Origin of the sequence: Achromobacter ruhlandii, assembly GCF_002082135.1 — a bacterium.
Classification (GTDB): Bacteria; Pseudomonadota; Gammaproteobacteria; order Burkholderiales; family Burkholderiaceae_B; genus Achromobacter; species Achromobacter ruhlandii.
This window is the reverse complement of sequence record NZ_CP017433.1, coordinates 4,583,730-4,605,023: the sequence shown is the minus strand read 5'-3', so window position 1 is coordinate 4,605,023 and position 21,294 is coordinate 4,583,730. Positions and strand designations below refer to the sequence as shown.

The following is a 21,294-nucleotide window of genomic DNA, read 5'->3' as shown; positions in this document are numbered from 1 at the left end:
GCTTATCAGGAGACAGGCAACGCTATACGATCGAACGCGGACCTCGCGGGCCCGCGGCTTCAATACAGGCTGGATCAAGAGGGAGACAGGATGTCGCAGTTGGAATGGGTGTCCGGCGACACGACGCCGGAACGGCAGGGTTACTACGAAACGCGGTTCGATACGGGCGGCACCGCGATCACGCTGTACAGCGTACTGGGCTGGATGCCGGCCAAGGCGCCCGGCAACATGGTGAGCTGGCGCGCGTTGCCGCCGGCGGTCGAGCGCGAAGAGGCCGAGCGGCACATCCAGGAGTTGCGCGCGGCGCAGAGCCACGTGCCGATGGATTACTGAGGCGCGGACACGGGCGGGCCGGCCCGGCGGACTTGCGGTAATGAGAATTGTTTGTAAAATCCGCAGCGTCGCCACCCTACGCCACCGGATCGTTCCATGTCCCGCCCCGCTTCGCCCCGCCCCGGATGGCTTGCCTGCTATGACGAGCTGATCGGCGCCTGGAGCCGCCGTTCGGGCAACCGGCATGACGCCGAGGACGCCGCGCACGATGCGATCGAACACCTGCTCCGGGCCGACGGCAGCGTGGCGGCCAAGGCGCGCGGCTATCTGTTCCAGGTTGCCGGCCATCGGCTGATCGACCGCTGGCGGCGCCAGCGGCGCGAGCAGCATGTGCCGCTGGATGAGCTGGGCGAGCACGACGAACCCGTGCAGGCCGACCCCGAAGCGCCGGTGCGCGCGGCGCGCCTGGCCGATGACCTGGCCCGGGTGCTGGCCGAGCTGCCCTCCAAGTGCCGCCAGGCCTTCGTGCTGAACCGCATCGAGGGCTGGACCCAGGCCGAGGTGGCCACCTACATGGGCCTGTCCAAGAATATGATTGAACGCTACGTCATGCGAGCGATCGAACACGTGCGGGAACGCCTGCGCGAACACAATCCGTGACGCAGTCTTCCTTCACTCCAGTTCCGCGCCACGGCGCGGGCGACAGCCGACGATGACCGAGTCCTTTTCCCGCGATGCCGACGATCCGCGCCAGCCCGCCACCGCCGCCTGGTGGTTTGCCCGCTGGCATTCGGGCGACATGACGCGGCGCGAGCGGCGCGCGTTTGCGCGCTGGCGCCGCGAGCAGCCGGACGCGGCGCGCGAGTTCGACCGCATGCAGCAACTGGGGCAGGTCGCCGGGCAACTGCCGCGCGAACGGGTGCGCGATCTGCTGGGCGGCGCGGTGCCGGCCCGTCCCTCCCGCCGCCGCATCACGGCGCCCCTGCGCATGGCCTTCGCCTGCGCGGCGCTGGCGTTGTTGGCGCTGGTCACCTGGTGGAGCCTGCCGGGCGAGGCGCCTACCTACACCATGGTGGTGGGCGCCGATCGGGGCGAGCGCAAGCAGGTCACGCTGCCCGATGGCTCCGTGCTCGACATCAACGGCAATACGCTGGCCGAGGTCAAGTTTTACGCGGGCCGCCGCGAGATCGAGCTGCAAGGCGGCGAAATCCTCTTCAGCGTCAGCCCGGAGACCGAACGTCCCTTCATCGTGCGCGCCGGCAGCGGCGACGTGCGTGTGACCGGCACCGTGTTCGACGTGCGGCGCGACGAGGACGTGGTGACCGTGCTGGTGCGATCCGGCACGGTGGAAGTCACCGGCGGCCATTGGTGGAATCTCGGCCTGGCGGTGCTGCGCGACGGACACGGCATCCGCGTGCCCGGCAGCGGCGCCATCGGCGTGCCAGCGCCCACCGATGTCGATACGGCATTGGCCTGGCAGTCGGGCCGGGTGGTGTTCAAGAATGCGCCGCTGGCCGAGGTGGTCAGCGAAATGAATCGCTACCTGGCTACGCCGTTGCGCCTGGCCGACAGCAAGACCGGGCGCTTGCGCGTCTCGGCCTCGTTCAGCCTGGATCGTCCCGAGGCCCTGCTGGAAGCGCTGCCGGCGGTGGCGCCGGTGAAGCTGGCGCCGGCGGCGGACGGCGCCATCGACATCTCGGCGCGCTAGACGCTTGCGCCGTTACAAAATAATCGGGCCCGGCATTCAGGTTTTTTCGCGGCGGCATCGTTCTACCCAGGAAGGCGCGTCGCGCCGCGTCCCGCCGAAGGGACTTTCCTGTCGAACCGAAACCGCTGCTGATCGTGAATGCTCCTTCCAGGCGCCGCCCGTGCGCCACGCCCCGCTTTACCCTTTCCTCCCTGACGCTGTCGCTGGCCATGGCGACCGGCGCCTGCGGCGCGGCCCAGGCCCAGCCACAGACGCCCGCGGTCGCCGTCGACATCGCCCCGATGCCGCTGGGCGACGCCTTGTTGCAATGGGCCGCGCAGACTCGTCAGCGCGTGTTCTACGCGCCCGAGCTGGTGGCCGGTCTGCGCTCGCCGGGCCCGCGCATGAGCGGCAGTCCGGAGCAATCGCTGGCCCGCGTGTTGCAGGGGACCGGCGTGTCGTATCGCTGGCAGGGCGACAGCATCGTGCTGACGCGCGAGGGCGAGGAGGTGGCCAGCCTGTCGCCCGTGAAGGTGCTGGGCACCGGCGATCCCGCGGTGACAGAGGGATCGGGTTCCTACACCACGCCGGCCACGTCGGCGGCCACCGGGCTGGCGCTGTCGCTGCGCGAAACGCCGCAGTCCGTCACGGTGGTGACGCGCCAGCGCATCGAGGACCAGAACCTGCGTTCGCTGGACGAGGTGATGGGCAACGTGGTGGGCGTGCAGGTGGTGGCCGAGGACAGCGACCGCACCGACTTCTGGTCGCGCGGCTTCTACATCGACAGCCTGCAATACGATGGCGTTCCCACCACGATCGGCCTGTCGATGTATGGCGAGTCGGACAATGATTCCATCATCTACGACCGCATCGAGGTGGTGCGCGGCGCCACCGGCCTGATGACCGGCGCGGGCAATCCGTCGGCCTCGATCAACCTGGTGCGCAAGCATGCCAACAGCCGCGAATTCACCGGTTCCGTCAACGTCGGCGCCGGCTCGTGGAACCAGTTCCGCAGTTCGCTCGACCTGAGCACGCCGCTAAACCAGGCGGGCACGGTGCGCGCGCGCATGGTGGCGCTGTACCAGAAAAAGGACTCCTACATCGATCTGTATCACGCCGACAAGAAGGTGTTCTACGGCGTGATCGATGCCGACCTGACGCCGTCGACCACGCTCAGCGTCGGCATGGACTCGCAGGACAAACGGCCGCGCGGCACCACCTGGGGTAGCCTGCCGGTGGTGTTCAGCGACGGCACGCCCACAGACTGGCGCCGCTCCAAGACCACCGCGGCAGACTGGACCTATTGGCACACCACGCAGCGCACCACGTTTGCCTCGCTCACGCACCGGTTCGACAACGACTGGGAGGCGAAGGCCGACTGGTCGTTGCGCAAGAGCAAGTACGACGCCAAGCTGCTGTACCTGTACGGCCAGCCCGACCGGGAAACCGGCGCCGGCCTGGGCGCGCTGCCCGGCTACTGGAATTCCTACGCGCAGCAGACCGCGCTGAACCTGCAGGTCAAGGGGCCGTTCCAGTTGCTGGGGCGTCGCCATGAGCTGGTGCTGGGCGCGATGCGCAGCCGTTACAGCGAGGATTTCTACAGCTATGGCCGCGCCGGCGCCATGCCGGACACGGGCTCGTTCTACGATTGGGATGGCAAGTATCCGCAGCCCGACTGGACCACCTCGACGCTGCGCGACACCGTGACGCATCAGCGCGGCGCCTATGCCGCGGCGCGCTGGTCGCTGAACGACAGCCTGACCCTCATCACCGGCAGCCGCTACGCGACCTGGCAATCGCGCTCCCCGACGCGCGACCAGAAGGACTCGCGCCTGATTCCCTACGCCGGCCTGGTATACGACATCAACAGCACCTACTCGGCCTACGTCAGCTACACCGACATCTTCCAGCCCCAGGACTATCGCGACCGCAACGGCAATTACCTGGATCCGGTCGAAGGGCAGAACTACGAAGTGGGCGTCAAGGGCGAGTACCTGGACGGCAGGCTCAACGCATCGCTGGCGCTGTTCAAGGTCAAGGAAAGCAAGACGGGCGTGCCGGACGCCGGCTACATCGTGCCGGGATCGACCGACAGCGCCTACAAGACCGCCGACGGCGTGACCACGCGCGGCATCGAGATGGAAGTGACCGGCCAGATGGCGCCGGGCTGGAACACCACGCTGGGCGGCACGTACTACACCAGCCGCGACGTGCATGGCGTGTCGGTCAACACCGAACGCCCGCGCGCCACGGCGATGCTGTTCACGACCTATCGCCTGCCGGGCGCGTGGAGCAAGCTGACCCTGGGTGGCGGCGTCAATTGGCAGATCAGCACCTACACCAACGTGGAGCTGGACGAAGGCAGCGTCACCGCCAAGCAGAAGGCCTACGCGCTGTTCAACCTGATGGCGCGCTACGACTTCAATTCCCGCCTGTCGGCGCAATTGAACGTGAACAACCTGTTCGACAAGAAGTACTACCTGGGCGGCGTGGCCAACCAGGTCTACTACGGCGAGCCGCGCAGCGTGTTCCTGAATCTCAAGGCGACGTTCTAGCGGTGTCGGGGGACTACGGTGTCAGCACGCCGCGGATGCGCGCGAGGTTGTCCAGCGTGCTGCGCAGGTGATGTGCCAGCGCCTGCGAGGCATCTTCATTGCGCTCGCGCTCGAGCAGGTCGAGGATTTCCAGATGCTGCTGGCAATGCTGGCGGTAGCGGCTGCGGTCCTGCATCGAGCGGTACGACAGCAGCCGCCGCACGCGGTTGACGCGCTTGATGGTGTCGGTGAAGAACGGGTTGCCCGAGGCCTCCACCAGCGACTCGTGGAAGCGCACGCCGCGCTCGTGCAACTGGTCGGCGCTGTCGCTGTCGATGCCGCCGGCCAGCAGGTGGCGTTCGGCGGCGCGGCAGCGCGCCAATACGGACTTGTCGATGCGGTAGGAGGGTTCGAGCAATGCCGCCGGCTCCAGCGCCAGGCGCAGGCGGTACGACTGCAGCAGGCTGTCGGGCGTGGTCATCATCGACGAGAATTCCCAGCCATACCCGGGGCGCCGCTGCGCCCAGCCTTCCTGCGCCACGCGCGCCAGCAGCGCCTGGGTCTGCGCCTGTGTCAGGCCGTAGCGCGCGCGCAGCAGCGCTTCGCTGCACTGCATCGGCAGCACGCCGCGCAGCAGTTCGTCCGCCAGCCGGAAATAGCTTTGCGTGACGATGTCCTCGGCGGCGGGCGGCGCCAGCTCGGCGCAGGCGCGCGCCAGCGCGTCGTGGTCCAGCTGCAGGAAGTAGCCGCGGTTGGGCCGGCGCGCCACGATGCCTTGCGCTTCCAGCAGGCCGAGCGCATCGTTGACCGGCGAGCGCGACAGGCGCAGGCGGTCGGCCAGTTTTTGCGCGCTCAGGTGCGCGCCGCCGGTCAGGCGGTCCTGCCGGATCAGCTCCAGGATCTTGCTGGCGGTATGGGTCTGCGCGCTCATGGGGGGATGCAAAGTGGGACTCAGCCCGGCGGGGGCTCGGACGGCGCCGAGGTCGCGGCGCCGAGCGTATCCGCGAGGATAGCCGGAATCACGCCGCCCATCCGCAGCAGATGCAGCTCCAGTTGGGTTTCGACCGCGGCGGTGGCCTGCAGGGCCTGCTCGCGGCCGTCGGCGCGCAACAGCCGCACCGCGACCGGCTGGCGCGGCGCCAGGCGCTGCGGCGGGCAATCGATCTCGAAGCGGTCGCCCGGCTGGATCGCCAGGCGGTGCGGCGTGACGCCCGCCGGCAGGCGCAGCGGCAGGATGCCCATGCCGATCAGGTTCGAGCGGTGGATGCGCTCGAAGCTGACCGCCAGCACCGCGCGGATGCCCAGCAGCCGCTGGCCCTTGGCGGCCCAGTCGCGCGAGGAGCCGGTGCCGAAGCGTTCGCCGGCCAGCAGCACCACCGCGTCGCCGTCGCGGCGGTAGCGCTCGGCGGCTTCCCAGATCGGTTCGATGGCGCCGCTGGGCGCATGCACGGTGTGGCCGACCGGGGCATCCGGGCACAGCAGGTTGGCCAGGCTCTTGCTGTAGAAGGCGGCCCGCATCATCACCTGCCAATTGCCGCGCCGCGACGCGAACACGTTCAGGTCATCGCGGTCGTCGCCCTGCGTCACCAGGAAGTCGGCGATCAGGCTGTCGGGCGGAATGGCGCTGGCGGGTGAAAGGTGGTCGGTGGTGACGTCGTCGCCCAACACCAGCAGCGGATGCGCGGCATAGCGGCCCAGTTGGCTCGCCGGACCGGCCGCCGCGAACGGCGGGCGGCGCAGCGCGGTCGAGACGGGATCCCACGGAAAGCGCGGCGTGGCGGGCGACTGCAAGGCCTGCCAGCCCGGATTGGCGCTGGCCGCCTGGAAGGCCCGCTGGAAGTCGCCGGCGCGCAGGCCGCGCGCCAGCGCCGCGTCGATCTCGCCGTCGTCTGGCCAGAGGTCGCGCAGGAACACGGGGCGGCCGTCGGCTCCGACCTGCACCGGTTCGCGCGCCAGGTCGCGCTCGGCGTCGCCGGCCAGCGCGAAGGCGATGACCAGCGGCGGCGACATCAGGAAGCCCAGGTCCAGGTCGGGGTGGATGCGGCCGGTGAAATTGCGGTTGCCGGACAGCACCGCCACCGGCCGGACGGCGCCGGCCGCCATGGCGTCGCGCACCATCGGGGGCAAGGGGCCGGAATTGCCGATACAGGTGGTGCAGCCATAGCCGACGATGCCGAAGCCCACCGCCTCCAGGTCGGCGAGCAGGCCGGCGCGGGCCAGGTAGTCGGCGGCGGCGGGCGAGCCGGGGCCGAGCGAGGTCTTGACCCAGGCGGGCGCCTTGAGCCCGGCGCGGCGCGCCTTGCGCGCCAGCAGCCCGGCCGCGACCAGCAGGCGCGGATCGGAGGTGTTGGTACAGCTGGTGATGGCGGCGATGGCGATGGCATGGCGCGGCAGCGGCGAAGCCGCCCGCGGCGCGAACCCGAGGCCCGCCAGGAGGGCGCGGGTCTGTTCATAGGGATGCAGGTCCTGCGGCCGGGTGGGGCCGGCCACCCGCGTGCCCACCTGGTCCAGCGCGATCTCGACCACGCGCGTGTAGCGCGGCGTGGCCGCCGGATCCAGCGCCAGGCCGGCGCTGGCGGCATAGGCGCCCACCCGCGCCACGTGGGCCGGATCGCGACCGGTCTGGCGCAGGTAATCGAGCGTGGCCGCGTCGATGGGGAAATAGCCGGTGGTGGCGCCGTACTCCGGCGCCATGTTGGCCACCACGCAGCGGCTGCCGGCCGACAGGGTGGCGACGCCGGGACCGAAGAATTCCACGAACTCGCCCGACACGCCGATGGCGCGCAGGCGCTGGGTCACGGTCAGCGCCAGGTCGGTCGCGGTGACGCCGGCCGCCAGCGTGCCGCTCAGGCGCACGCCGATCACGTCGGGAATGCGCAGCAGGGTGGGCATGCCGAACATCACCGTCTGCGCCTCCAGCCCGCCCACGCCCCAGCCCAGCACGCCGATGCCGTTGATCATCGGCGTATGGCTGTCGGTGCCGATCATCATGTCCGGATGCAGCGCGCCGTCGTGTTCGCACACCACGGTCGCCAACTGTTCCAGGTTGAGGGTGTGCATGATGCCGGTGCCGGGCGGATGGATGCGCACGTTGGACAGCGCTTTCGAGGCCCAGCGCAGAAAACGGTAGCGCTCGGCGTTGCGGCGCAATTCCAGCGCCAGGTTGCTGGCGGCCGCATCCGGCCGCGCATAGGCCTGCACCGCCAGCGAATGATCCACCGACACGTCCACCGGCAGCACCGGGTTCAGCGCGCGCGGGTCCATGCCGGCCTCGTCCAGCGCGTCGCGCATGGCGGCGATATCCACCAGCGCGGGCGTGCTGGTGGTGTCGTGCATCAGCACGCGGCCTGGCTGGAAGGCGATCTCCGCTTCGCTGGTGCCATGCGCCAGCCACGCGAACAGCGCCGCCACGGCCTCGTCCCGCTCGGCGCCGCGCATGTTGCGCAAGGCGTTTTCCAGCAGCAGCCGCAGCACCACCGGCAGGCGCTGGAAGTCCGCGCCGTACTGGCCGGCCATGTCGATGTGGGTGTAGGCGACGCCGTCCAGCGTGAAGCCGGTGCGGCGGGGCGGGGTGTCGTCGGGGGTGTCCATGGCGGCTAGTTTTGCATATTGCATTGCTAAAATGCAATATAACTTTCGGCCGCATGCGCCGCGCTGCGGGGGCGGCCGGCTGGCCCGGGCCGTCAGGACGGACCGGACAGCGGCAGCGACAGCCCCACGCGTACACCGCCGCGCACCCGGCTGATGGCGTGGCGCAGCGTGGCGCGGTAGTCGCCGCTGGCGCCCCGCACGGGCCGGTGCAGGGCCGCGATCAGGGCGGCGTCGCCGCGTGCCAGCGGCAGGACCATCGGGCGCGATTGCTGGCGGGGCCGCTGCTCGGTCATGACGAATTCGCCGCCGCTGAAGTCGCGCCCGGGGGCGGACAGCAACGCAACCAGATAGAACGGGAACCCTGCCTCGTCCGGCGCGTGGCGCAGGGGCTGGCAATCGTCCCGGCCCAGCCTGCTCAGGCTGGCCGGGCCCGCCGCCGTGGCAGCGGGGGCGGCGCGTCCCAACCGCCGCGCCCAGTTCCGCGCCAGGGGCGCCAGCCGTGCCTGCAGTGCGTCTTGCAGGGTGTGCAGGCCATGCGGCAGCGGCGGGGGCAGTGGCCGGCATGCGCCGCCCTCCGCGCCGCCCGGGACGGCGTGAGGATCGTCGAAGGCGCGCGTCAGCGCACTGGCCTGGGCGGGGCTGAACAGCGCGGGCAGCGGCGCCCAGCCCTCGGTATCGAGCTGTTCGAGAATGCGGGCCCAGTCGTAGCGGTCCAGCGGCAGGAGGTCGGCCGCGGTCATGGCGCCGCCGGGGCCGGGGCGGCGGGCATGCGCCACAGATACCAGGCGGCGATCGTGCGGTACGGGCGGAAGGCCTCGCCGATGGCGCGCATCCGCGCCGGCGACGGCGCCTGGTCCAGCCGCTTCAGGCGCCGGTAGCCCTCGCGCACGCCGAAGTCGTCCACTGGCAGGATGTCCATGCGCTCCAGCGTGTAGATCAGCAACATTTCCACGGTCCAGCGGCCTACGCCGCGCAGCGTCACCAGCCGTTCGATCAGGTCTTCGTCGCGCATGGCCAGCGCTTCCTCGCGCGAGGGGATCAGGCCGTCCAGGGCGGCCTGCGCGATGCCGCGGATGGTGGCCAGCTTGGACGCCGAAAAGCCGCAGGCGCGCTGGGCTTCGGGATCGGTGTCCAGCAGCGCGCGCGGCGCGGGAAAGGCCTGCCCGGGATACAGCGCCAGCAGGCGGCCGAGAATGGCGTCGCCGGCGCGCGCGTGCAGCTGCTGGTAGGCGATGGCGCGCACCAGCGCCTCGTACGGATCGCGCGCCGGCCGCGAGGCGTGGCGGCACGGGCCGATGGCGGCCACATGGCCAGCCCAGTCGGCATCCAGCGCCGCCAGGTGCCGGGCGGCGCGCGCGTACAGGGCGGGAACATCATCGACGGCGGCGGTCGTCGCGCGGACCGTCGGCGGTGTGGGTTTCGCGGGGGAGGTCGGTGGCGTCATGGAAGGCTGTGCAATGAACGGAGGGCGGCTCAGGGGAGGCCTGGCCGCGATACAGCATAGCGAACCGCGCGGCCGCGCACACTCCGTTGCTTGCGCTCCGCCGCGCGGGCGGGTTGGCGCGGTGCAGTATGCTCTAGGGCTTCCCCGATCCCTCCTTTCCGCCATCCGCAATGACTGATTTTCCCTTTGACGCCGTGTTGTTCGACTGTGACGGCGTCCTGGTCGATTCCGAGCCGATCACCGCCCGCGTCCTGACCGAGATGCTGAACGAACTGGGCTGGGCCATCACCTTCGAAGAGGCCACGCGCATCTTCACCGGCAAGGCGGTGCGCGACGAGCTGCCCCTGATCCAGGCGCGCACCGGCGTGGCGCTGGCGCCCGAATGGTTCGCGCAGTTCCGCGAACGCCGCAATGGCGCGCTCGACCGCGAGCTGCGCGAAATCCCCGGCGCGCCGGACGCGGTGCGCAGCCTGCACCAGACGCTGTCGGGCCGCATCGCGGTGGCGTCGGGCGCCGACCGCCGCAAGGTCGAGCTGCAACTGGCCAAGGTCGGCATCGCCGAGTGCTTCGGTGAACGGGTCTTCAGCGGCCACGAAATGCCGCGCAGCAAGCCGCATCCCGACGTCTATCTGGCAGCCGCCAGCGCGCTGGGCGTGGATCCGCGGCGCTGCGCCGTGGTCGAGGATACCGTCACCGGCGCCACCGCCGGCGTGGCGGCGGGCGCCACGGTGTTCGGCTACAGCCCGAGCGCCAACGGCCACAGCAGCGCCGAGGCGCTGCGCGAGGTCGGCGTGGCCCACGTGTTCACCGACATGGCGCAATTGCCGGGCCTGCTGGCCGGCTGGGCCGCGGCGCGCTGAGGCGCCGGGCGCGTCAACGGCCGGCGTATTGCTCGCCGCCGTCCAGGTCGATCACCGTGCCACTGAGATAGCCCGCCCGCGGCGACGCGCCGAACACCACCATGTCGGCGACTTCCTCGGGCTCCATCAGGCGGCCGAAGGGCAGGTCGTTCAGGGTTTCCTGCCAGCGCGATGCATCGCCCCAGCGGGCCTGCGCGCGCTGCCTGGCCAGGGTCAGCACCCGGTCGGTGCGGGTGCGTGACGGGTTCACGCCGAACACGCGCACGCCGTGGCGCGGCCCGTCGCCGCCCAGGGCGCGGGTGAAGGCGATCAATGAGGCATTGGCGGCGGCGCCGCAGATGTAGTCGGCGCGTGGCGCCGAGCCGGCCATGCCGATGATGTTGGCGATGACGCCGGCGCCCGCCGCGCGCATCAGCGGATAGTAGTGGCGCGCCAGGTCGATGTAGCCATGCACTTTCAGGTCCCAGCCGGCGCGCCAGCGTTCGTCCTGCACCTGGTCCAGGGCGCCGCCGGGCACCGCGCCGGCGTTGTTGACCAGGATGTCGATCGCCCCGGTCTGTTGCAGCACCCGCGCCGCCGCGCCGGGCTGCGCCAGGTCGACCGCCAGGGTGCGCGCCGCGCGGCCGGTCTGCGCCTGGATCGCCTGCGCGGCGGCCCGCAGCGCCGCGTCGTCGCGCGCCGCCAGGATCGGTTCGGCGCCTTCCCGCGCAAAGGCCATGGCGCAGGCCAGGCCGATTCCCTTGGACGCGCCCGTGATCAGTACGCGCTTGCCATCCAGCTGCAAATCCATCCGTCGCTCCTCGTCGTGTCCGTCTCGATGCGGACCTGCCTGACGTTGTAAACCAGATGGGCGCCGCCGCGCCAGCGCGGCCCTGCTATGCTGGCTGCATCCACCTGCCGCGGGAGACAACGATGGCGGATATCTGGCTGGAAGTCTGGACCACCTTGCGCAGTGAATTCGCCGACATCCCCGATGTCGGCGAGGCCACCCGCATCGTGCTGCGGCTGGGCATGGCGGTATTGCTGGGCGGCCTGCTCGGCTATGAACGCGAGCGCAGCGGCAAGGCCGCCGGCCTGCGCACCCATATGCTGGTGGCGCTGGGCGCCGCGATCTTCGTGCTGGTGCCGCTGCAGAACGGCATGCAGGTCGGCGACCTGAGCCGGGTGCTGCAGGGCGTGATCGCCGGCATCGGTTTCCTGGGCGCGGGCGCCATCATCAAGCTCAGCGACGAGCGCGAGATCCGCGGCCTGACCACCTCGGCCAGCATCTGGATGACCGCCGCCATTGGCGTGGCCGCCGGCATGGGGCGCGAGGCCACCGCCGTGGCCAGCACGCTGATGGCGCTGTTCGTGCTGGCTGTGCTGCGGCGGGTCGAGGCGCGCATCGCGGCCAAGGACGACAAACGGCTGATCGAAAGCGACCGGCCCTGAGCCGCCGTCAGATCCAGACGTCGTTGGGCGCGCTGCGCTCGCCGCCCTGGTCGCCGGTGTTGCGCACGCCGCGCGGCTCGATCAGCATGGCCTGCACCGTTTGCGGCGCACATGGCTTGTGCTCCACGCCTTTGGGGATGACGGCCATTTCTCCCGGTCCCAGGTCGATATGGCCGTCGCGCAGGTCGATGCGCAGTTGGCCCGCCAGCACGATAAAGGTCTCGTCGGTATCGGCATGGGCATGCCACACGAATTCGCCGTGCAGCTTGACCAGCTTGAACTGGTAGTCGTTCATCTCGGCGATGACCTTGGGCATCCAGGGTTCCTGGATCAGCGACAGCTTGTGGGCCAGGTTGATGGCGGTGATGGCGGGCATGGCGGCTTCCTTGTGCGGCAATGAAAACCGCAGCTTAGGGGCCGGCGCGCGCGCGGTCTTGTACGTTTGTGCGAAACGCCGCGCATCAGCGGCGCAGGGCGCCGCGCCAGTGCGCGGGCGTCATGCCGAAGGCCTCGGCGTGGCGGCGCGTCAGGTGGCTCTGGTCGGTGAAGCCGGCGGCCAGCGCGGCCTGCGCCAGCGGCTCGCCCGCGGCAATCAGGCGCCGCGCCAGGTCAAGGCGGCGCAGCAAGGCGTAGCGGTACGGGCTGGTGCCGTACAGCGCGCGGAAGTCGCGCGACAGGCGCCAGCGGTCGATGCCGGCGGCGCGCTCCAGGTCGTCCAGCGACACCGCCTGGCCGCGCGCGTCGTGGATGTACTGGCGCGCCCGCTCGCCGGCGGCATAGTCGGGCCGCGACCGGGCGGGGGCCTGGCCCGCGGCGGCGCACAGCGCCAGCGTCAGGTCGTAGAGCGCGTCGTCCTCGCGCAGCGGATCGGTGGCGTCGGGGGCTTGCAACAGCGCGACGCAGGCCGCGCGCAGCCGCGCATCGTTGGAGACGCCGTCGCGCACGAAGGGCAGCGGACGGCCGCCCAGGATGCGCTGGATGAGCGCCGGCTGCACATAGGCCATGCGGTAGTGGAAGCCGGCGTCGGTGCCGGCCTGGCCATCGTGCGCCTCGTCGGGATGCAGTACCAGCACGCCGCCCGGCAGGCTGTGCCGCAGGTCGCGGCGGTAGTGAAAGCTCTGCACGCCGGCCAGCGTGCAGCCGATGGCGTAGGTGTCATGCCGGTGCAGCCCGTAGCCGCGGCCGCCGAAGTAGGCTTCGATGCGCTCGAACCGGTCCGCCGGCGCTTGGCGCATGATCCAGTCGCGGGAGGCGGGACGAGCGGCCATGGCTATTTCAGCTGCACCAGCACGAACTCATTGCCGTACAGGTCGATGAAGTGCGCATAGATGGCGGCGGTGTCGTCCACCGGCTCCCGGGTGAAGCGCACGCCGCGCGCGGCGAAGCGTGCATGGTCGCGCGCCACGTCGTCGGTGTAGAACACGCCCACCGGCTGGCCGCCGGTCTGGTCGCCGACGCGGTCGCGCTGGGCCTGGGTCTGCGCCTGCAGCAGCCACACGCCCACCGACGGCTGTTCCGGCAGCCGCAGATGCACATAGCGCTGCGGGCCCACGGCCATGTCGACGAACACCTGCATGCCCAGCTTGTCCTGGTAGAAGGCGATGGCGGTGTCGTAATCGTTGACCAGCAGGACGAGGCGGCCCAGCGAATGCATGTCGGGACTCTTTTGAAAGTTAGGCTTGCGGCTATGCTAACCGGTCTTCATGGCGCGACTTCGCGCAGCAGGCGGAATCCGACCAGTGGATAGCGTGTTTCGGGGGTATTCCAGTTGCGGTACGCCGAACGCGTGTACAGCGCCCAGGTATGCCACGAGCCGCCGCGGCGCACCCGCACGTTGCCGCTGGCCGGGCCCTGCGGGTCGTCCTGGGGCGAGTGCGCGTAGTAGTCCTCGCCGTACCAATCGGCCACCCATTCCCAGGCGTTGCCATGCATGTCGTACAGGCCGAAGGCGTTGGGCGCGTGGCTGGCGACGGGGGCGGTGAAGCGGTGGCCGTCGCTGCGCGCCGCCGCGTAGGTCCGCCATTTTGGCCAGAGCGGCGCCGCATCCGCGTCGAAGGTGTTGGCCACGTCCGGCAGGGCGGCCGGGTCGTCGCCGTGCTGGTAGCGGCCCTGGCCGCCGGCGCGGGCGGCGTATTCCCATTCGGCTTCGGTCGGCAGCCGGTAGACCTGGCCTTCGCGCTGGCTCAGCCAGCGCGCCATGGCGGTGGCGTCGTTCCAGCTGACATTGACCACCGGATGCGTGTCGTCCTGGGCAAAGCCGGGGTTGCGCCAGGAGTAGCGGCGGTCGCGGCCTTCGAAGGCGTCGCCGCGTTCGGACGCCTCGGGATCATAGGCGGCGTTGTAACCGTAGCCGCCCGTGCCGTCGGCCTCGGATTCCGGCACGTAGCCCGAAGCCTCCAGGAAGCGGCGGAACTGGCCCACGGTGACTTCGGTGGGCATCAGCAGGAAGGGCCGGGTGATGCGCACGGTGTGCACCGGCGCCTCGTCGAACAATTGCGTGAAGCGCTCGCTCGGGTATTGGGGATAGTCGCGCGCCAGCGCCTCGGGCGGTTCGTCGCTGCCCATGAGAAAGCTGCCGGCCGGCACCATGACGAATGGCATGCCCAGCGAATTCTCGGTGCGGGCCGGCGGTTCGGCGGCGCCGGCGGGCGGGCCGAGCAACGGGCACAGCAGGGCAAGGGCGAGGCTCAGGCGCATGGAATTCCCAAGGGCGGAAAAGGTGCCTGATAGTAGGCCCGCGCGCTGGCCGCCGCCAGTTCTGGTGAACCCGCATGGCCGCGCCTTGCGCCAGGCCGGCCTGGACGAGGGCCGGATCGGGGAGCGGCTGGCGCGGCGCGCCGTTTCAGCCGGCCTGGCGGATGGTGAAGTTGATCCGCACGCTGCCCAGCGTGGGATGGGGGCGGTCCTTGAGCGGCAGCACGCCGTGATAGCGCAGCCGATCGACGCCGCCCCACACCACCACATCGCCATGGAACAGCGGCACGTGCACGGCCCGGTCGCCGCGCGCGTGGCCGCCGAACAGGAACACCGCCGGCATGCCCAGCGACACCGAGACGATGGGCGCGCCGTAGTCGCGCTCGTCCTTGTCCTGGTGCAGCGACAGCCGTGAACCGGGCTGGTAGCGGTTGACCAGGCAGGCGTCCGGCGCGAAGCCGGGAAAGCCCGCCTCGCACGCGGCCGCGCGCGCCAGCGTATCGAAGGCCTCGGGCATGTCCGGCCATGGCAAGCCGGATAGCGGATCCTCGCGCGTGTAGCGATACCCCTGTTCATCGCTGGTCCAGCCATGGCGGCCGCAGTTGGTCAGCGCCACCGACATCGGCAGGCCGCCGGGCGTGACCATGTGGCGAAACGGCGCCTGCCGGCGCACCGTGTCGACCCCGGCCAGCAACGCCTGTGCCGCCGGCAGCGCATAGCCGCGCAGCACCACCGATTGCGCGCCGATGCTTTCGCGGCCGGTCTGCGCGATCTCTTCATCGTCGAACAGGTTCAGGCTGGTTCCCATATCAGGCCGCGTCGTGGAAGATCACGCCAAGCGTGTGGCGCCGCCCGTCGCGCAGCGCGCTGACGCCGTGGCGCATGGCCACGCGGCGCCAGCCGCGCGCGCCGGCCACCGGGCGTTGGTTGACGGTGAAGATCAGCGCGTCGCCCTGGCTCAGCGGCAACACCTCGGCCCGCTGGCCGGCGCTATCGGTTTCGGTCATGACGAATTCGCCGCCGGTGAAGTCCTCGCCCGGACGCGACAGCAGCACCGCCACCTGCAACGGGAAGACGTGCTCGCCGTACAGGTCCTGGTGCAGGCAGTTGTAGTCGCCGGGCCCGTATTGCAGGATCAGCGGCGTCGGCCGGCGCTGGCCGGCCTGGTGGCAGCGCGCCAGGAAGGCGGCGTGCCCGGCCGGATACTCGACCGCGATGCCCATCTGCCGGTTCCAGCGGTTGGCGATCGGCGCCAGCCGCGGGTACAGCGCGGTGCGCAGGTTGTGCAGCAGGCGCGGCAGCGGATAGGCGAAGTATTTGTATTCGCCGCGGCCGAAGCCATGGCGGCTCATGACGATGCGGCTGCGGTAGCGATGCTCGTCCGCGTAGCCGGCCGCCAGCGCCTGGCACTGCGCGGGCGTGAGCAGGCCGGCGGCCACGGCGTGGCCGCGCGCGTCCAGGTCGGCGGCGATGCGGGTCCAGTCCAGGGTGTCGAGCTTGCTCATGGGAACGGCGGGGCAACGGAAGTCGGCGGACATCCAGTCTACCGCCGTCCCTGTCCGGCGCGAACTCCGTTGCTTGCGGTCACGCTACAGCAGCGATTCGATTGGCAGCAGCGACACGAACCAGACCGAAAAGCGCTGCCAGGCGGTGGTGCCCGGTTCGGTGTCGTGGCGGATGCTCTGGCCATCGCGCTGCTCCAGCCAGTACAGCGCGCCCTTGTCGTCCAGGCAGACGCGGTAGGCGGTGCGCGCAATGTCCTCGTCGAAGGCCTTGGCGATGTGGCGCGCCAGCGTCGGGCTGTCGATGACAAAGCCCAGTTCGGTATTCAGGCGCGCCGAACGCGGATCGAAATTGAACGAACCGACGAACACGCTGCGTCCGTCCACCGCGAAGGTCTTGGCATGCAGGCTCGATCCCGAGCTGCCGAACGGTCCCAGGCTCTTGTTGCGCTCGACCTCGCCCGGCTGCCGCTTCATCTCGAACAGCTCGACGCCGGCGGCCAGCAGGTCGCGGCGGCGCGAGGCGTAGCCGGAATGCACCACGGCCACGTCGGTGGCCTCCAGCGCGTTGGTCAGCACCCGCACCTTGACCCCGCGTTGCGCCATGGCCGCGAAGGCCTCGGTGCCGCTGGCGGTGGGCACGAAGTAGGGCGAGACCAGTTCGACGTCGGTGGCGGGCGTGCCGATGATGTCTTGCAGCTGGTGCGACAGCATGGCTTCGGGCGGGGCGGTGCCCAGGGTCTTGCGCGGATCGTCGCTGACCATGCGGGTCGGCGCCCATTCCAGCGCCAGCTCGCCGCGCAGCAACTGCTGGATGAAGGGCAGCTGGCGCATGGCCTCGGCGTAGGCGGCGGCCTCGGGCGAGCGTTCCAGCGTGGTGGCCGTGCGCGCCAGCGCCGCCAGTTCGTCGGGGCCGGCCGGCTTGAGCAGCCGGTCCACCGGATAGGCCGATTCGCTGGCCCAATAGCGGTCGAAGTCGTTCGACACGTCCTGCACCGCATCGCCCACGGCCAGCACGTCGAGGTCGGTGAACAGCACGCCGTCGGTGGCGCCGAAGTATTCGTCGCCGATATTGCGCCCGCCGACGATGGTGGCCTGGTTGTCGGCGGTGAACGACTTGTTGTGCATGCGCCGGTTCAGGCGGCGGAAGTCGGTCAGGTAGCCGATGAACTTGGGCCAGCGCACCACGAATGGGTTGTACAGGCGCACCTCGATGTTCGGGTGCGCATCCAGCGCCGCGAGCACCTTGTCCAGCCCGGCGGTGCCGTTATCGTCCAGCAGCAGCCGCACCCGCACGCCGCGATCGGCGGCCGCGTGCAGCGCTTCCAGCAGCAGCGTGCCGGTCAGGTCGTCGTGCCAGATGTAGTACTGCACGTCCAGGCTGCGTTGCGCGGCGCGCGCCAGCATCATGCGCGCGGCGAAGGCGTCGTGGGCGTCGGCCAGCGGATGGATGCCGGATTTACCCGGGTGTTGCGCGGCCAGCGGCGCGATGGCGCGGCCCAGCGCGGTGTCGCGGGCGGCGTCGGGCGCCAGCGCCTGCGAGGCGCTGCGTGATTCCAGGGGCGGCAGGCTGCAGCCCGTCAGGATGCCCAGGCAGAGGACGGTCATGGAGACGAATCGGGCTGTGTGCATACGCCGTATTGTGCCGAATTGTCGCCATGCCCGGGAGGCGGCGCCGGACGCGGCGCAAGCCCGCCATTGATGAAGTTTCATATATGGGATAAATTCCCGAATATGGAAAACGCAACCGCTCCCGATGCCGACCTGGACCAGCGCCTGGCCGGCCGCCTCAAGACCCTGCGCCTCGAGCGCGGCTGGTCGCTGGATGAACTGGCCGGCCGTGCCGGCGTCAGCCGCGCCACCTTGTCGCGCCTGGAAAACGCCGAGGTCAGTCCCACCGCCAGCGCGCTGGGAAAACTCTGCGGCGCCTATGGCATGACCATGTCGCGCCTGATGCGCATGGTCGAAGACGACTTCAACCCGTTGGTGCCGAGCGCGGCGCAGGCGCTGTGGGTCGATGGCGCCACCGGCTTCCGGCGCCGCTCGGTATCGCCGCCGTCGCAGAAGCTGGCCGGCGAGGTCCTGGCCTGCGAGTTGCCTCCCGCCACCCACATCGACTACCCGCAGTCACCGCGGGCCGGCCTGGAACACCACCTGGTCATGCTGGAAGGCGAACTGTCGATCCGCGTCGACGGCCAATCCCACTCCCTCGCGCCCGGCGACTGCCTGCGCTACCAGCTCTACGGCGCCAGCGCCTTCGACACCCCGCCGCACAGCGGCGCCCGTTACCTGTTGTTCATCGTCTGAGTCCATCATGTCCACCGATACCCTTGCATTGAACCGCGTTACCGCGGATGAAGCCCACGCGTTGCTGCCCGGCCTGGGCGAACTGCTGCATGCCTGCGTGCAGGATGGCGCCAGCGTCAGTTTCGTGCTGCCCTTCGGCCCCGAGGCGGCGCGGGCATTCTGGCTCGACAAGGTGTTGCCGCCGCTCGAAAGCGGCGGATTGGTGCTGCTGGTGGCGATGGAGGCGGGGCGCGTGGCCGGCTCGGTGCAGCTGGACTGCGATACGCCGCCCAATCAACCGCACCGCGCCGAGATCCGCAAGTTGCTGGTGCATCCGGATTTCCGCCGCCGCGGCATCGCCCGCGCGCTGATGCAGGCGGCGGAGGCAGCCGCCGTCGAGGCCGGCCGCAGCCTGATCACGCTGGACACGCGCACTGGCGACAACGCCGAGCCGCTGTACACCTCGCTGGGGTATCACACGGTGGGCGTGATCCCGGGATTCGCCCGCGATGCGCGCGATCCGTCGCGGCTGGACGGCACCACCATCATGTACAAACCGCTGTAGAACGCCCGGCGGGCACCGGGCGCAAAGGGCCGCTCAGGCCAGCGGCTTGAGGCCCACGCTGTAGGGCGGGGCATTGCCGCGCGCGGCGGCCTTGATCTTCAGCATCGAACCGCCCGGCGTGAATTCGAATTCCTGGAACGGCACTTCGAACCACTGGTGAAAGCTGGTGCGCGAGAACTCCGGCACCCATACCTTGGGCCGCTTGGCGTCGCAGTGGAATTCCACCAGCGTGCGGTCGATGCCCAGCGGCCGGGTGTTGCCGATGCGGTAGCTGGCGCGCAGTTCGGCGCTTTCGGTGCGGCCGGGCTGCCAGGCCAGGCCGATGGACATCATGAATTGTTCGATCGCCTCAATGCCGCGATACATAGCTGACTCCGGATGCTGCCCCGCGCCGGCGCCGGCGGGAAACCGCCGCCCGAAAGGCGGGAAATAGCCGGATTATCCGCCATTCCCCGTTTTCCTGCCCGGCGGCGTCGGGCCGCGTCAGCCTCGCGCGGGTGGATTGGCGAGGAAATTCAGGATGGCTGCGGTCACCGCCTGCGGCGCCTCGCGCTGCGGGAAATGGCCCACGCCATCGAGCACCCGGCGTTCATAGCCGCCGCTGAAATAGTGCGACTTGCCTTCGGATGTGGCGGGCTGGTTGCAGGTGTCGGCGCCGCCGTGCAGCACCAGGGTCGGCACCGCCAGCCTTGGCGCCGGCGTCAGCCGCGCGCCATCCTGCGCGTACGCGGGATCGCCCGGCTCGAAGCCCCAGCGGTGGCGATAGGAATGCAACACCACGGCGGCCCAGTCGGGGTTGTCGAAGGCCTGCGCGGCCTCGGCGAATTCTTCTTCGGTATACCAGCCGGCCGGCGACCAGGTGTCCCACAGATAGCGGGTGAAGCCGCGCGCATCATCGCGCACGGCAGCGGCGCCGCGCGGCGTGGCCATGAACCAGTGGTACCAGTAGTTGCGCGCCTGCGGCAGCGGCAGAACCTGCGCGGGATCGTTGGTGCCGTACCCGATCGACAGCAGCACCAGTTGCGCGGCCGCGCCGGTGGCCAGGCCGCAGGCGTTGGCGGCGGCGCGCGCGCCCCAGTCATGGCCCGCCAGCAGCGGTTGTTCGAGGCCGAGGGCATCGATGAAATCCAGCAGGTCGCGGCCCAGCGCCGCCAGTTCGCCGCTGCGTGGCGTGGCCGGGTCCAGAAAACGGGTCGGGCCGAAGCCGCGCAGCGCCGGACACAACACGCGATAGCCTTCGGCGGCCAGCCGCTGCGCCACCGGGCGCCAGCCGGCCGGGCTGTCGGGCCAGCCATGCAGCAGCACGGCGCTGCGGGCGGCGCCGGGATTCCATTCGAGATAGGCGATTTCCAGCCTGGGGGTGCGGATCGTGAGGTAAGGGGTCATGGTGGCTTGTCCTGCCGATAGCGGAAGGCCCACGATAGCGGCGCGAGAAATCATGATTAGTGAATAATGTGTGTTTATTATCAAAGAATCGTGTATTGAGGCCGACCCCATGGATACCCCCGCGTCCCCCGCTGGCGCCGTGCTGGACCTGACCCTGCTGCGCACCTTTCTCGAAGTCGTGGACCACGGCGGTTTCGCGCTGGCGGCGGACGCGCTGGCGCTGACGCCGTCCGCGGTCAGCGGCCACATCAAGCGCCTCGAATCGGTCGCTGGCGTCGTCCTGCTCGAACGCACCACGCGCAGCTTCGAACTGACCGCCGCTGGCGAGACGCTCTACGCCTATGCGCGCAATATCGTCGAACTCGAACGCGAGGCCCGCGCCCGCCTGAGCGGGGCAGGCCTGAAGGGACGTTTGCGCGTCGGCGCATCGGAAGACTTCGCCGGCGCCTGGCTGGCCGAGGTATTGCAGGCATTCCATCGCGCGCACCCGGGAGCGTCCATCGAGCTGAAAGTGGGCGTGACGGGGGACCTGCTGCGCCAGCAGGCGCGCGGCAAGCTCGACGTGGTGTTCGGCAAGCAGTGCTCACTCGTGCGGGATGAAGGCGAACTGCTTTGGGAAGAAGAACTGGTGTGGGCCTGGGGCGAAGACAAGGCCTGGATGCCGGGCGAGCGCGTGCCGCTGGCGGTGTTTCCCGAGCCCTGCGTCTACCGAGAAGCCGCCATCACGGCGCTGGGCAAGGCGCGGCGCGCGTGGTCGCCAGCGTTCGAAAGCGGCAGCATGGCCGGCTGCCTGGCGGCCGCGCAGGCAGGGTTCGCGGTGGCGCCGGTGGCGCGCAGCCAGCTGCGCCCGGGGCTGCGGGCGCTGTCGCGCGAGGACGGCTTGCCGGCGCTGCCGAATGCGCGCTTCTATGCCTTCGCGCGCTCGGCCGAAGCCGCCGTGCGGGCCCTGGTGGCGACGGTGCGGCAGACGGGCCAGCGACGCCGCTTCGCGCGTTGAGCCAAGGCCTTGCGTTGCCTCAATCGCCTTGATTGAGTAAACCA

The 21,294-nt window shown here is 70.2% G+C and carries 23 protein-coding genes; 9 read left to right on the top strand and 14 right to left on the bottom strand.

The genetic code is table 11. The features are described from left to right. The first annotated feature begins 90 nt into the window (after positions 1 to 90). The 4 genes from AruCF_RS20860 to fhuE all read left to right on the top strand — a co-directional run bounded on the left by AruCF_RS20860 (position 91) and on the right by fhuE (position 4,515). Positions 91 to 333, top strand: coding sequence for a hypothetical protein (locus AruCF_RS20860; protein WP_049075832.1), 243 nt, complete (start codon positions 91 to 93; stop codon positions 331 to 333). A 96-nt stretch (positions 334 to 429) separates the two neighbouring features. Continuing rightward, positions 430 to 933: an RNA polymerase sigma factor gene (locus AruCF_RS20855; protein ID WP_049075830.1), complete on the top strand. Its 504-nt coding sequence runs from the start codon at positions 430 to 432 to the stop codon at positions 931 to 933. Between the two features lie 52 nt (positions 934 to 985). Then, on the top strand, positions 986 to 1,981 hold the full coding sequence (locus AruCF_RS20850) for a FecR family protein (RefSeq protein ID WP_049075828.1): 996 nt from the start codon (positions 986 to 988) through the stop codon (positions 1,979 to 1,981). A 125-nt stretch (positions 1,982 to 2,106) separates the two neighbouring features. After that, entirely contained in the window at positions 2,107 to 4,515 is a 2,409-nt protein-coding gene (gene fhuE / locus AruCF_RS20845; protein WP_049075826.1) for a ferric-rhodotorulic acid/ferric-coprogen receptor FhuE, read from the top strand. 13 nt (positions 4,516 to 4,528) lie between these two features. Here fhuE and AruCF_RS20840 read toward each other — a convergent pair whose 3' ends face one another. The 4 genes from AruCF_RS20840 to AruCF_RS20825 form a co-directional block, all read right to left on the bottom strand. Beyond that, the gene (locus AruCF_RS20840; protein WP_049075824.1) at positions 4,529 to 5,425 is read right to left on the bottom strand and encodes a GntR family transcriptional regulator; all 897 of its coding nucleotides are present in this window, start codon (positions 5,423 to 5,425) and stop codon (positions 4,529 to 4,531) included. Positions 5,426 to 5,445: 20 nt separating this feature from the next. After that, on the bottom strand, positions 5,446 to 8,085 hold the full coding sequence (gene acnA, locus AruCF_RS20835; protein ID WP_049075822.1) for an aconitate hydratase AcnA: 2,640 nt from the start codon (positions 8,083 to 8,085) through the stop codon (positions 5,446 to 5,448). Positions 8,086 to 8,177: 92 nt separating this feature from the next. Beyond that, on the bottom strand, positions 8,178 to 8,825 hold the full coding sequence (locus AruCF_RS20830; RefSeq protein ID WP_080977587.1) for a 2OG-Fe(II) oxygenase: 648 nt from the start codon (positions 8,823 to 8,825) through the stop codon (positions 8,178 to 8,180). Then, positions 8,822 to 9,529: a DNA-3-methyladenine glycosylase family protein gene (locus tag AruCF_RS20825; RefSeq protein WP_080977479.1), complete on the bottom strand. Its 708-nt coding sequence runs from the start codon at positions 9,527 to 9,529 to the stop codon at positions 8,822 to 8,824. Before AruCF_RS20825 ends, AruCF_RS20830 begins: the two co-directional genes overlap by 4 nt. A 170-nt stretch (positions 9,530 to 9,699) precedes the next feature. Between AruCF_RS20825 and AruCF_RS20820 the strand changes: the two genes are divergently transcribed. Then, positions 9,700 to 10,389: an HAD family hydrolase gene (locus AruCF_RS20820; protein ID WP_049075821.1), complete on the top strand. Its 690-nt coding sequence runs from the start codon at positions 9,700 to 9,702 to the stop codon at positions 10,387 to 10,389. Between the two features lie 13 nt (positions 10,390 to 10,402). Here the strand turns inward: AruCF_RS20820 and AruCF_RS20815 are convergent, their stop codons facing one another. Continuing rightward, positions 10,403 to 11,179, bottom strand: coding sequence for a short-chain dehydrogenase/reductase (locus tag AruCF_RS20815; protein ID WP_049075819.1), 777 nt, complete (start codon positions 11,177 to 11,179; stop codon positions 10,403 to 10,405). Positions 11,180 to 11,301: 122 nt separating this feature from the next. On the opposite strand from AruCF_RS20815, the gene AruCF_RS20810 reads away from it, so the two are divergent. Next, the gene (locus AruCF_RS20810; protein ID WP_049075817.1) at positions 11,302 to 11,820 is read left to right on the top strand and encodes an MgtC/SapB family protein; all 519 of its coding nucleotides are present in this window, start codon (positions 11,302 to 11,304) and stop codon (positions 11,818 to 11,820) included. Positions 11,821 to 11,827: 7 nt separating this feature from the next. On the opposite strand, the gene AruCF_RS20805 is transcribed toward AruCF_RS20810, so the two are convergent. The 7 genes from AruCF_RS20805 to AruCF_RS20775 all read right to left on the bottom strand — a co-directional run bounded on the left by AruCF_RS20805 (position 11,828) and on the right by AruCF_RS20775 (position 17,624). Then, the gene (locus AruCF_RS20805) at positions 11,828 to 12,196 is read right to left on the bottom strand and encodes a cupin domain-containing protein (RefSeq protein WP_049075815.1); all 369 of its coding nucleotides are present in this window, start codon (positions 12,194 to 12,196) and stop codon (positions 11,828 to 11,830) included. An 85-nt stretch (positions 12,197 to 12,281) separates the two neighbouring features. Continuing rightward, positions 12,282 to 13,088, bottom strand: a complete 807-nt coding sequence (locus AruCF_RS20800) for an AraC family transcriptional regulator (protein WP_049075814.1) — start codon at positions 13,086 to 13,088, stop codon at positions 12,282 to 12,284. 2 nt (positions 13,089 to 13,090) lie between these two features. Next, entirely contained in the window at positions 13,091 to 13,474 is a 384-nt protein-coding gene (locus tag AruCF_RS20795; RefSeq protein WP_049075812.1) for a VOC family protein, read from the bottom strand. 47 nt (positions 13,475 to 13,521) lie between these two features. Then, the gene (locus AruCF_RS20790; protein ID WP_049075810.1) at positions 13,522 to 14,517 is read right to left on the bottom strand and encodes a formylglycine-generating enzyme family protein; all 996 of its coding nucleotides are present in this window, start codon (positions 14,515 to 14,517) and stop codon (positions 13,522 to 13,524) included. A gap of 145 nt (positions 14,518 to 14,662) precedes the next feature. After that, positions 14,663 to 15,322: a DNA oxidative demethylase AlkB gene (gene alkB / locus AruCF_RS20785; protein WP_049075807.1), complete on the bottom strand. Its 660-nt coding sequence runs from the start codon at positions 15,320 to 15,322 to the stop codon at positions 14,663 to 14,665. 1 nt (position 15,323) lies between these two features. Further along, positions 15,324 to 16,019: a 2OG-Fe(II) oxygenase gene (locus tag AruCF_RS20780; RefSeq protein WP_049075805.1), complete on the bottom strand. Its 696-nt coding sequence runs from the start codon at positions 16,017 to 16,019 to the stop codon at positions 15,324 to 15,326. 84 nt (positions 16,020 to 16,103) lie between these two features. Beyond that, a complete protein-coding gene (locus AruCF_RS20775) occupies positions 16,104 to 17,624 on the bottom strand; it encodes a phospholipase D family protein (RefSeq protein ID WP_049075804.1) in 1,521 nt (506 codons plus the stop codon). Positions 17,625 to 17,750: 126 nt separating this feature from the next. Here AruCF_RS20775 and AruCF_RS20770 point away from each other — a divergent pair, with 126 nt between their 5' ends. Beyond that, the gene (locus AruCF_RS20770) at positions 17,751 to 18,323 is read left to right on the top strand and encodes a helix-turn-helix domain-containing protein (protein WP_049075802.1); all 573 of its coding nucleotides are present in this window, start codon (positions 17,751 to 17,753) and stop codon (positions 18,321 to 18,323) included. Between the two features lie 7 nt (positions 18,324 to 18,330). After that, positions 18,331 to 18,867, top strand: coding sequence for a GNAT family N-acetyltransferase (locus AruCF_RS20765; RefSeq protein ID WP_049075800.1), 537 nt, complete (start codon positions 18,331 to 18,333; stop codon positions 18,865 to 18,867). 33 nt (positions 18,868 to 18,900) lie between these two features. Here the strand turns inward: AruCF_RS20765 and AruCF_RS20760 are convergent, their stop codons facing one another. Continuing rightward, the gene (locus AruCF_RS20760; RefSeq protein WP_049075799.1) at positions 18,901 to 19,233 is read right to left on the bottom strand and encodes a hypothetical protein; all 333 of its coding nucleotides are present in this window, start codon (positions 19,231 to 19,233) and stop codon (positions 18,901 to 18,903) included. Between the two features lie 117 nt (positions 19,234 to 19,350). Beyond that, positions 19,351 to 20,253: an alpha/beta fold hydrolase gene (locus AruCF_RS20755; RefSeq protein WP_049075798.1), complete on the bottom strand. Its 903-nt coding sequence runs from the start codon at positions 20,251 to 20,253 to the stop codon at positions 19,351 to 19,353. A gap of 109 nt (positions 20,254 to 20,362) precedes the next feature. Between AruCF_RS20755 and AruCF_RS20750 the strand changes: the two genes are divergently transcribed. Beyond that, entirely contained in the window at positions 20,363 to 21,250 is an 888-nt protein-coding gene (locus AruCF_RS20750) for a LysR family transcriptional regulator (RefSeq protein ID WP_049075797.1), read from the top strand. The last annotated feature ends 44 nt before the right edge of the window (positions 21,251 to 21,294 follow it).

Coding starts and splice junctions, on each gene's coding strand:
- AruCF_RS20760 (WP_049075799.1), bottom strand. CDS start 19,233: ATGTATCGCGGCATTGAGGCGATCGAACAATTCATGATGTCCATCGGC.
- AruCF_RS20750 (WP_049075797.1), top strand. CDS start 20,363: ATGGATACCCCCGCGTCCCCCGCTGGCGCCGTGCTGGACCTGACCCTG.
- alkB (WP_049075807.1), bottom strand. CDS start 15,322: ATGGGAACCAGCCTGAACCTGTTCGACGATGAAGAGATCGCGCAGACC.
- AruCF_RS20795 (WP_049075812.1), bottom strand. CDS start 13,474: ATGCATTCGCTGGGCCGCCTCGTCCTGCTGGTCAACGATTACGACACC.
- AruCF_RS20815 (WP_049075819.1), bottom strand. CDS start 11,179: ATGGATTTGCAGCTGGATGGCAAGCGCGTACTGATCACGGGCGCGTCC.
- AruCF_RS20805 (WP_049075815.1), bottom strand. CDS start 12,196: ATGCCCGCCATCACCGCCATCAACCTGGCCCACAAGCTGTCGCTGATC.
- AruCF_RS20770 (WP_049075802.1), top strand. CDS start 17,751: ATGGAAAACGCAACCGCTCCCGATGCCGACCTGGACCAGCGCCTGGCC.
- AruCF_RS20800 (WP_049075814.1), bottom strand. CDS start 13,088: ATGGCCGCTCGTCCCGCCTCCCGCGACTGGATCATGCGCCAAGCGCCG.
- AruCF_RS20855 (WP_049075830.1), top strand. CDS start 430: ATGTCCCGCCCCGCTTCGCCCCGCCCCGGATGGCTTGCCTGCTATGAC.
- AruCF_RS20780 (WP_049075805.1), bottom strand. CDS start 16,019: ATGAGCAAGCTCGACACCCTGGACTGGACCCGCATCGCCGCCGACCTG.
- AruCF_RS20820 (WP_049075821.1), top strand. CDS start 9,700: ATGACTGATTTTCCCTTTGACGCCGTGTTGTTCGACTGTGACGGCGTC.
- AruCF_RS20840 (WP_049075824.1), bottom strand. CDS start 5,425: ATGAGCGCGCAGACCCATACCGCCAGCAAGATCCTGGAGCTGATCCGG.
- AruCF_RS20860 (WP_049075832.1), top strand. CDS start 91: ATGTCGCAGTTGGAATGGGTGTCCGGCGACACGACGCCGGAACGGCAG.
- AruCF_RS20790 (WP_049075810.1), bottom strand. CDS start 14,517: ATGCGCCTGAGCCTCGCCCTTGCCCTGCTGTGCCCGTTGCTCGGCCCG.
- AruCF_RS20850 (WP_049075828.1), top strand. CDS start 986: ATGACCGAGTCCTTTTCCCGCGATGCCGACGATCCGCGCCAGCCCGCC.
- AruCF_RS20830 (WP_080977587.1), bottom strand. CDS start 8,825: ATGACCGCGGCCGACCTCCTGCCGCTGGACCGCTACGACTGGGCCCGC.
- AruCF_RS20765 (WP_049075800.1), top strand. CDS start 18,331: ATGTCCACCGATACCCTTGCATTGAACCGCGTTACCGCGGATGAAGCC.
- AruCF_RS20755 (WP_049075798.1), bottom strand. CDS start 20,253: ATGACCCCTTACCTCACGATCCGCACCCCCAGGCTGGAAATCGCCTAT.
- AruCF_RS20775 (WP_049075804.1), bottom strand. CDS start 17,624: ATGACCGTCCTCTGCCTGGGCATCCTGACGGGCTGCAGCCTGCCGCCC.
- AruCF_RS20810 (WP_049075817.1), top strand. CDS start 11,302: ATGGCGGATATCTGGCTGGAAGTCTGGACCACCTTGCGCAGTGAATTC.
- AruCF_RS20825 (WP_080977479.1), bottom strand. CDS start 9,529: ATGACGCCACCGACCTCCCCCGCGAAACCCACACCGCCGACGGTCCGC.
- acnA (WP_049075822.1), bottom strand. CDS start 8,085: ATGGACACCCCCGACGACACCCCGCCCCGCCGCACCGGCTTCACGCTG.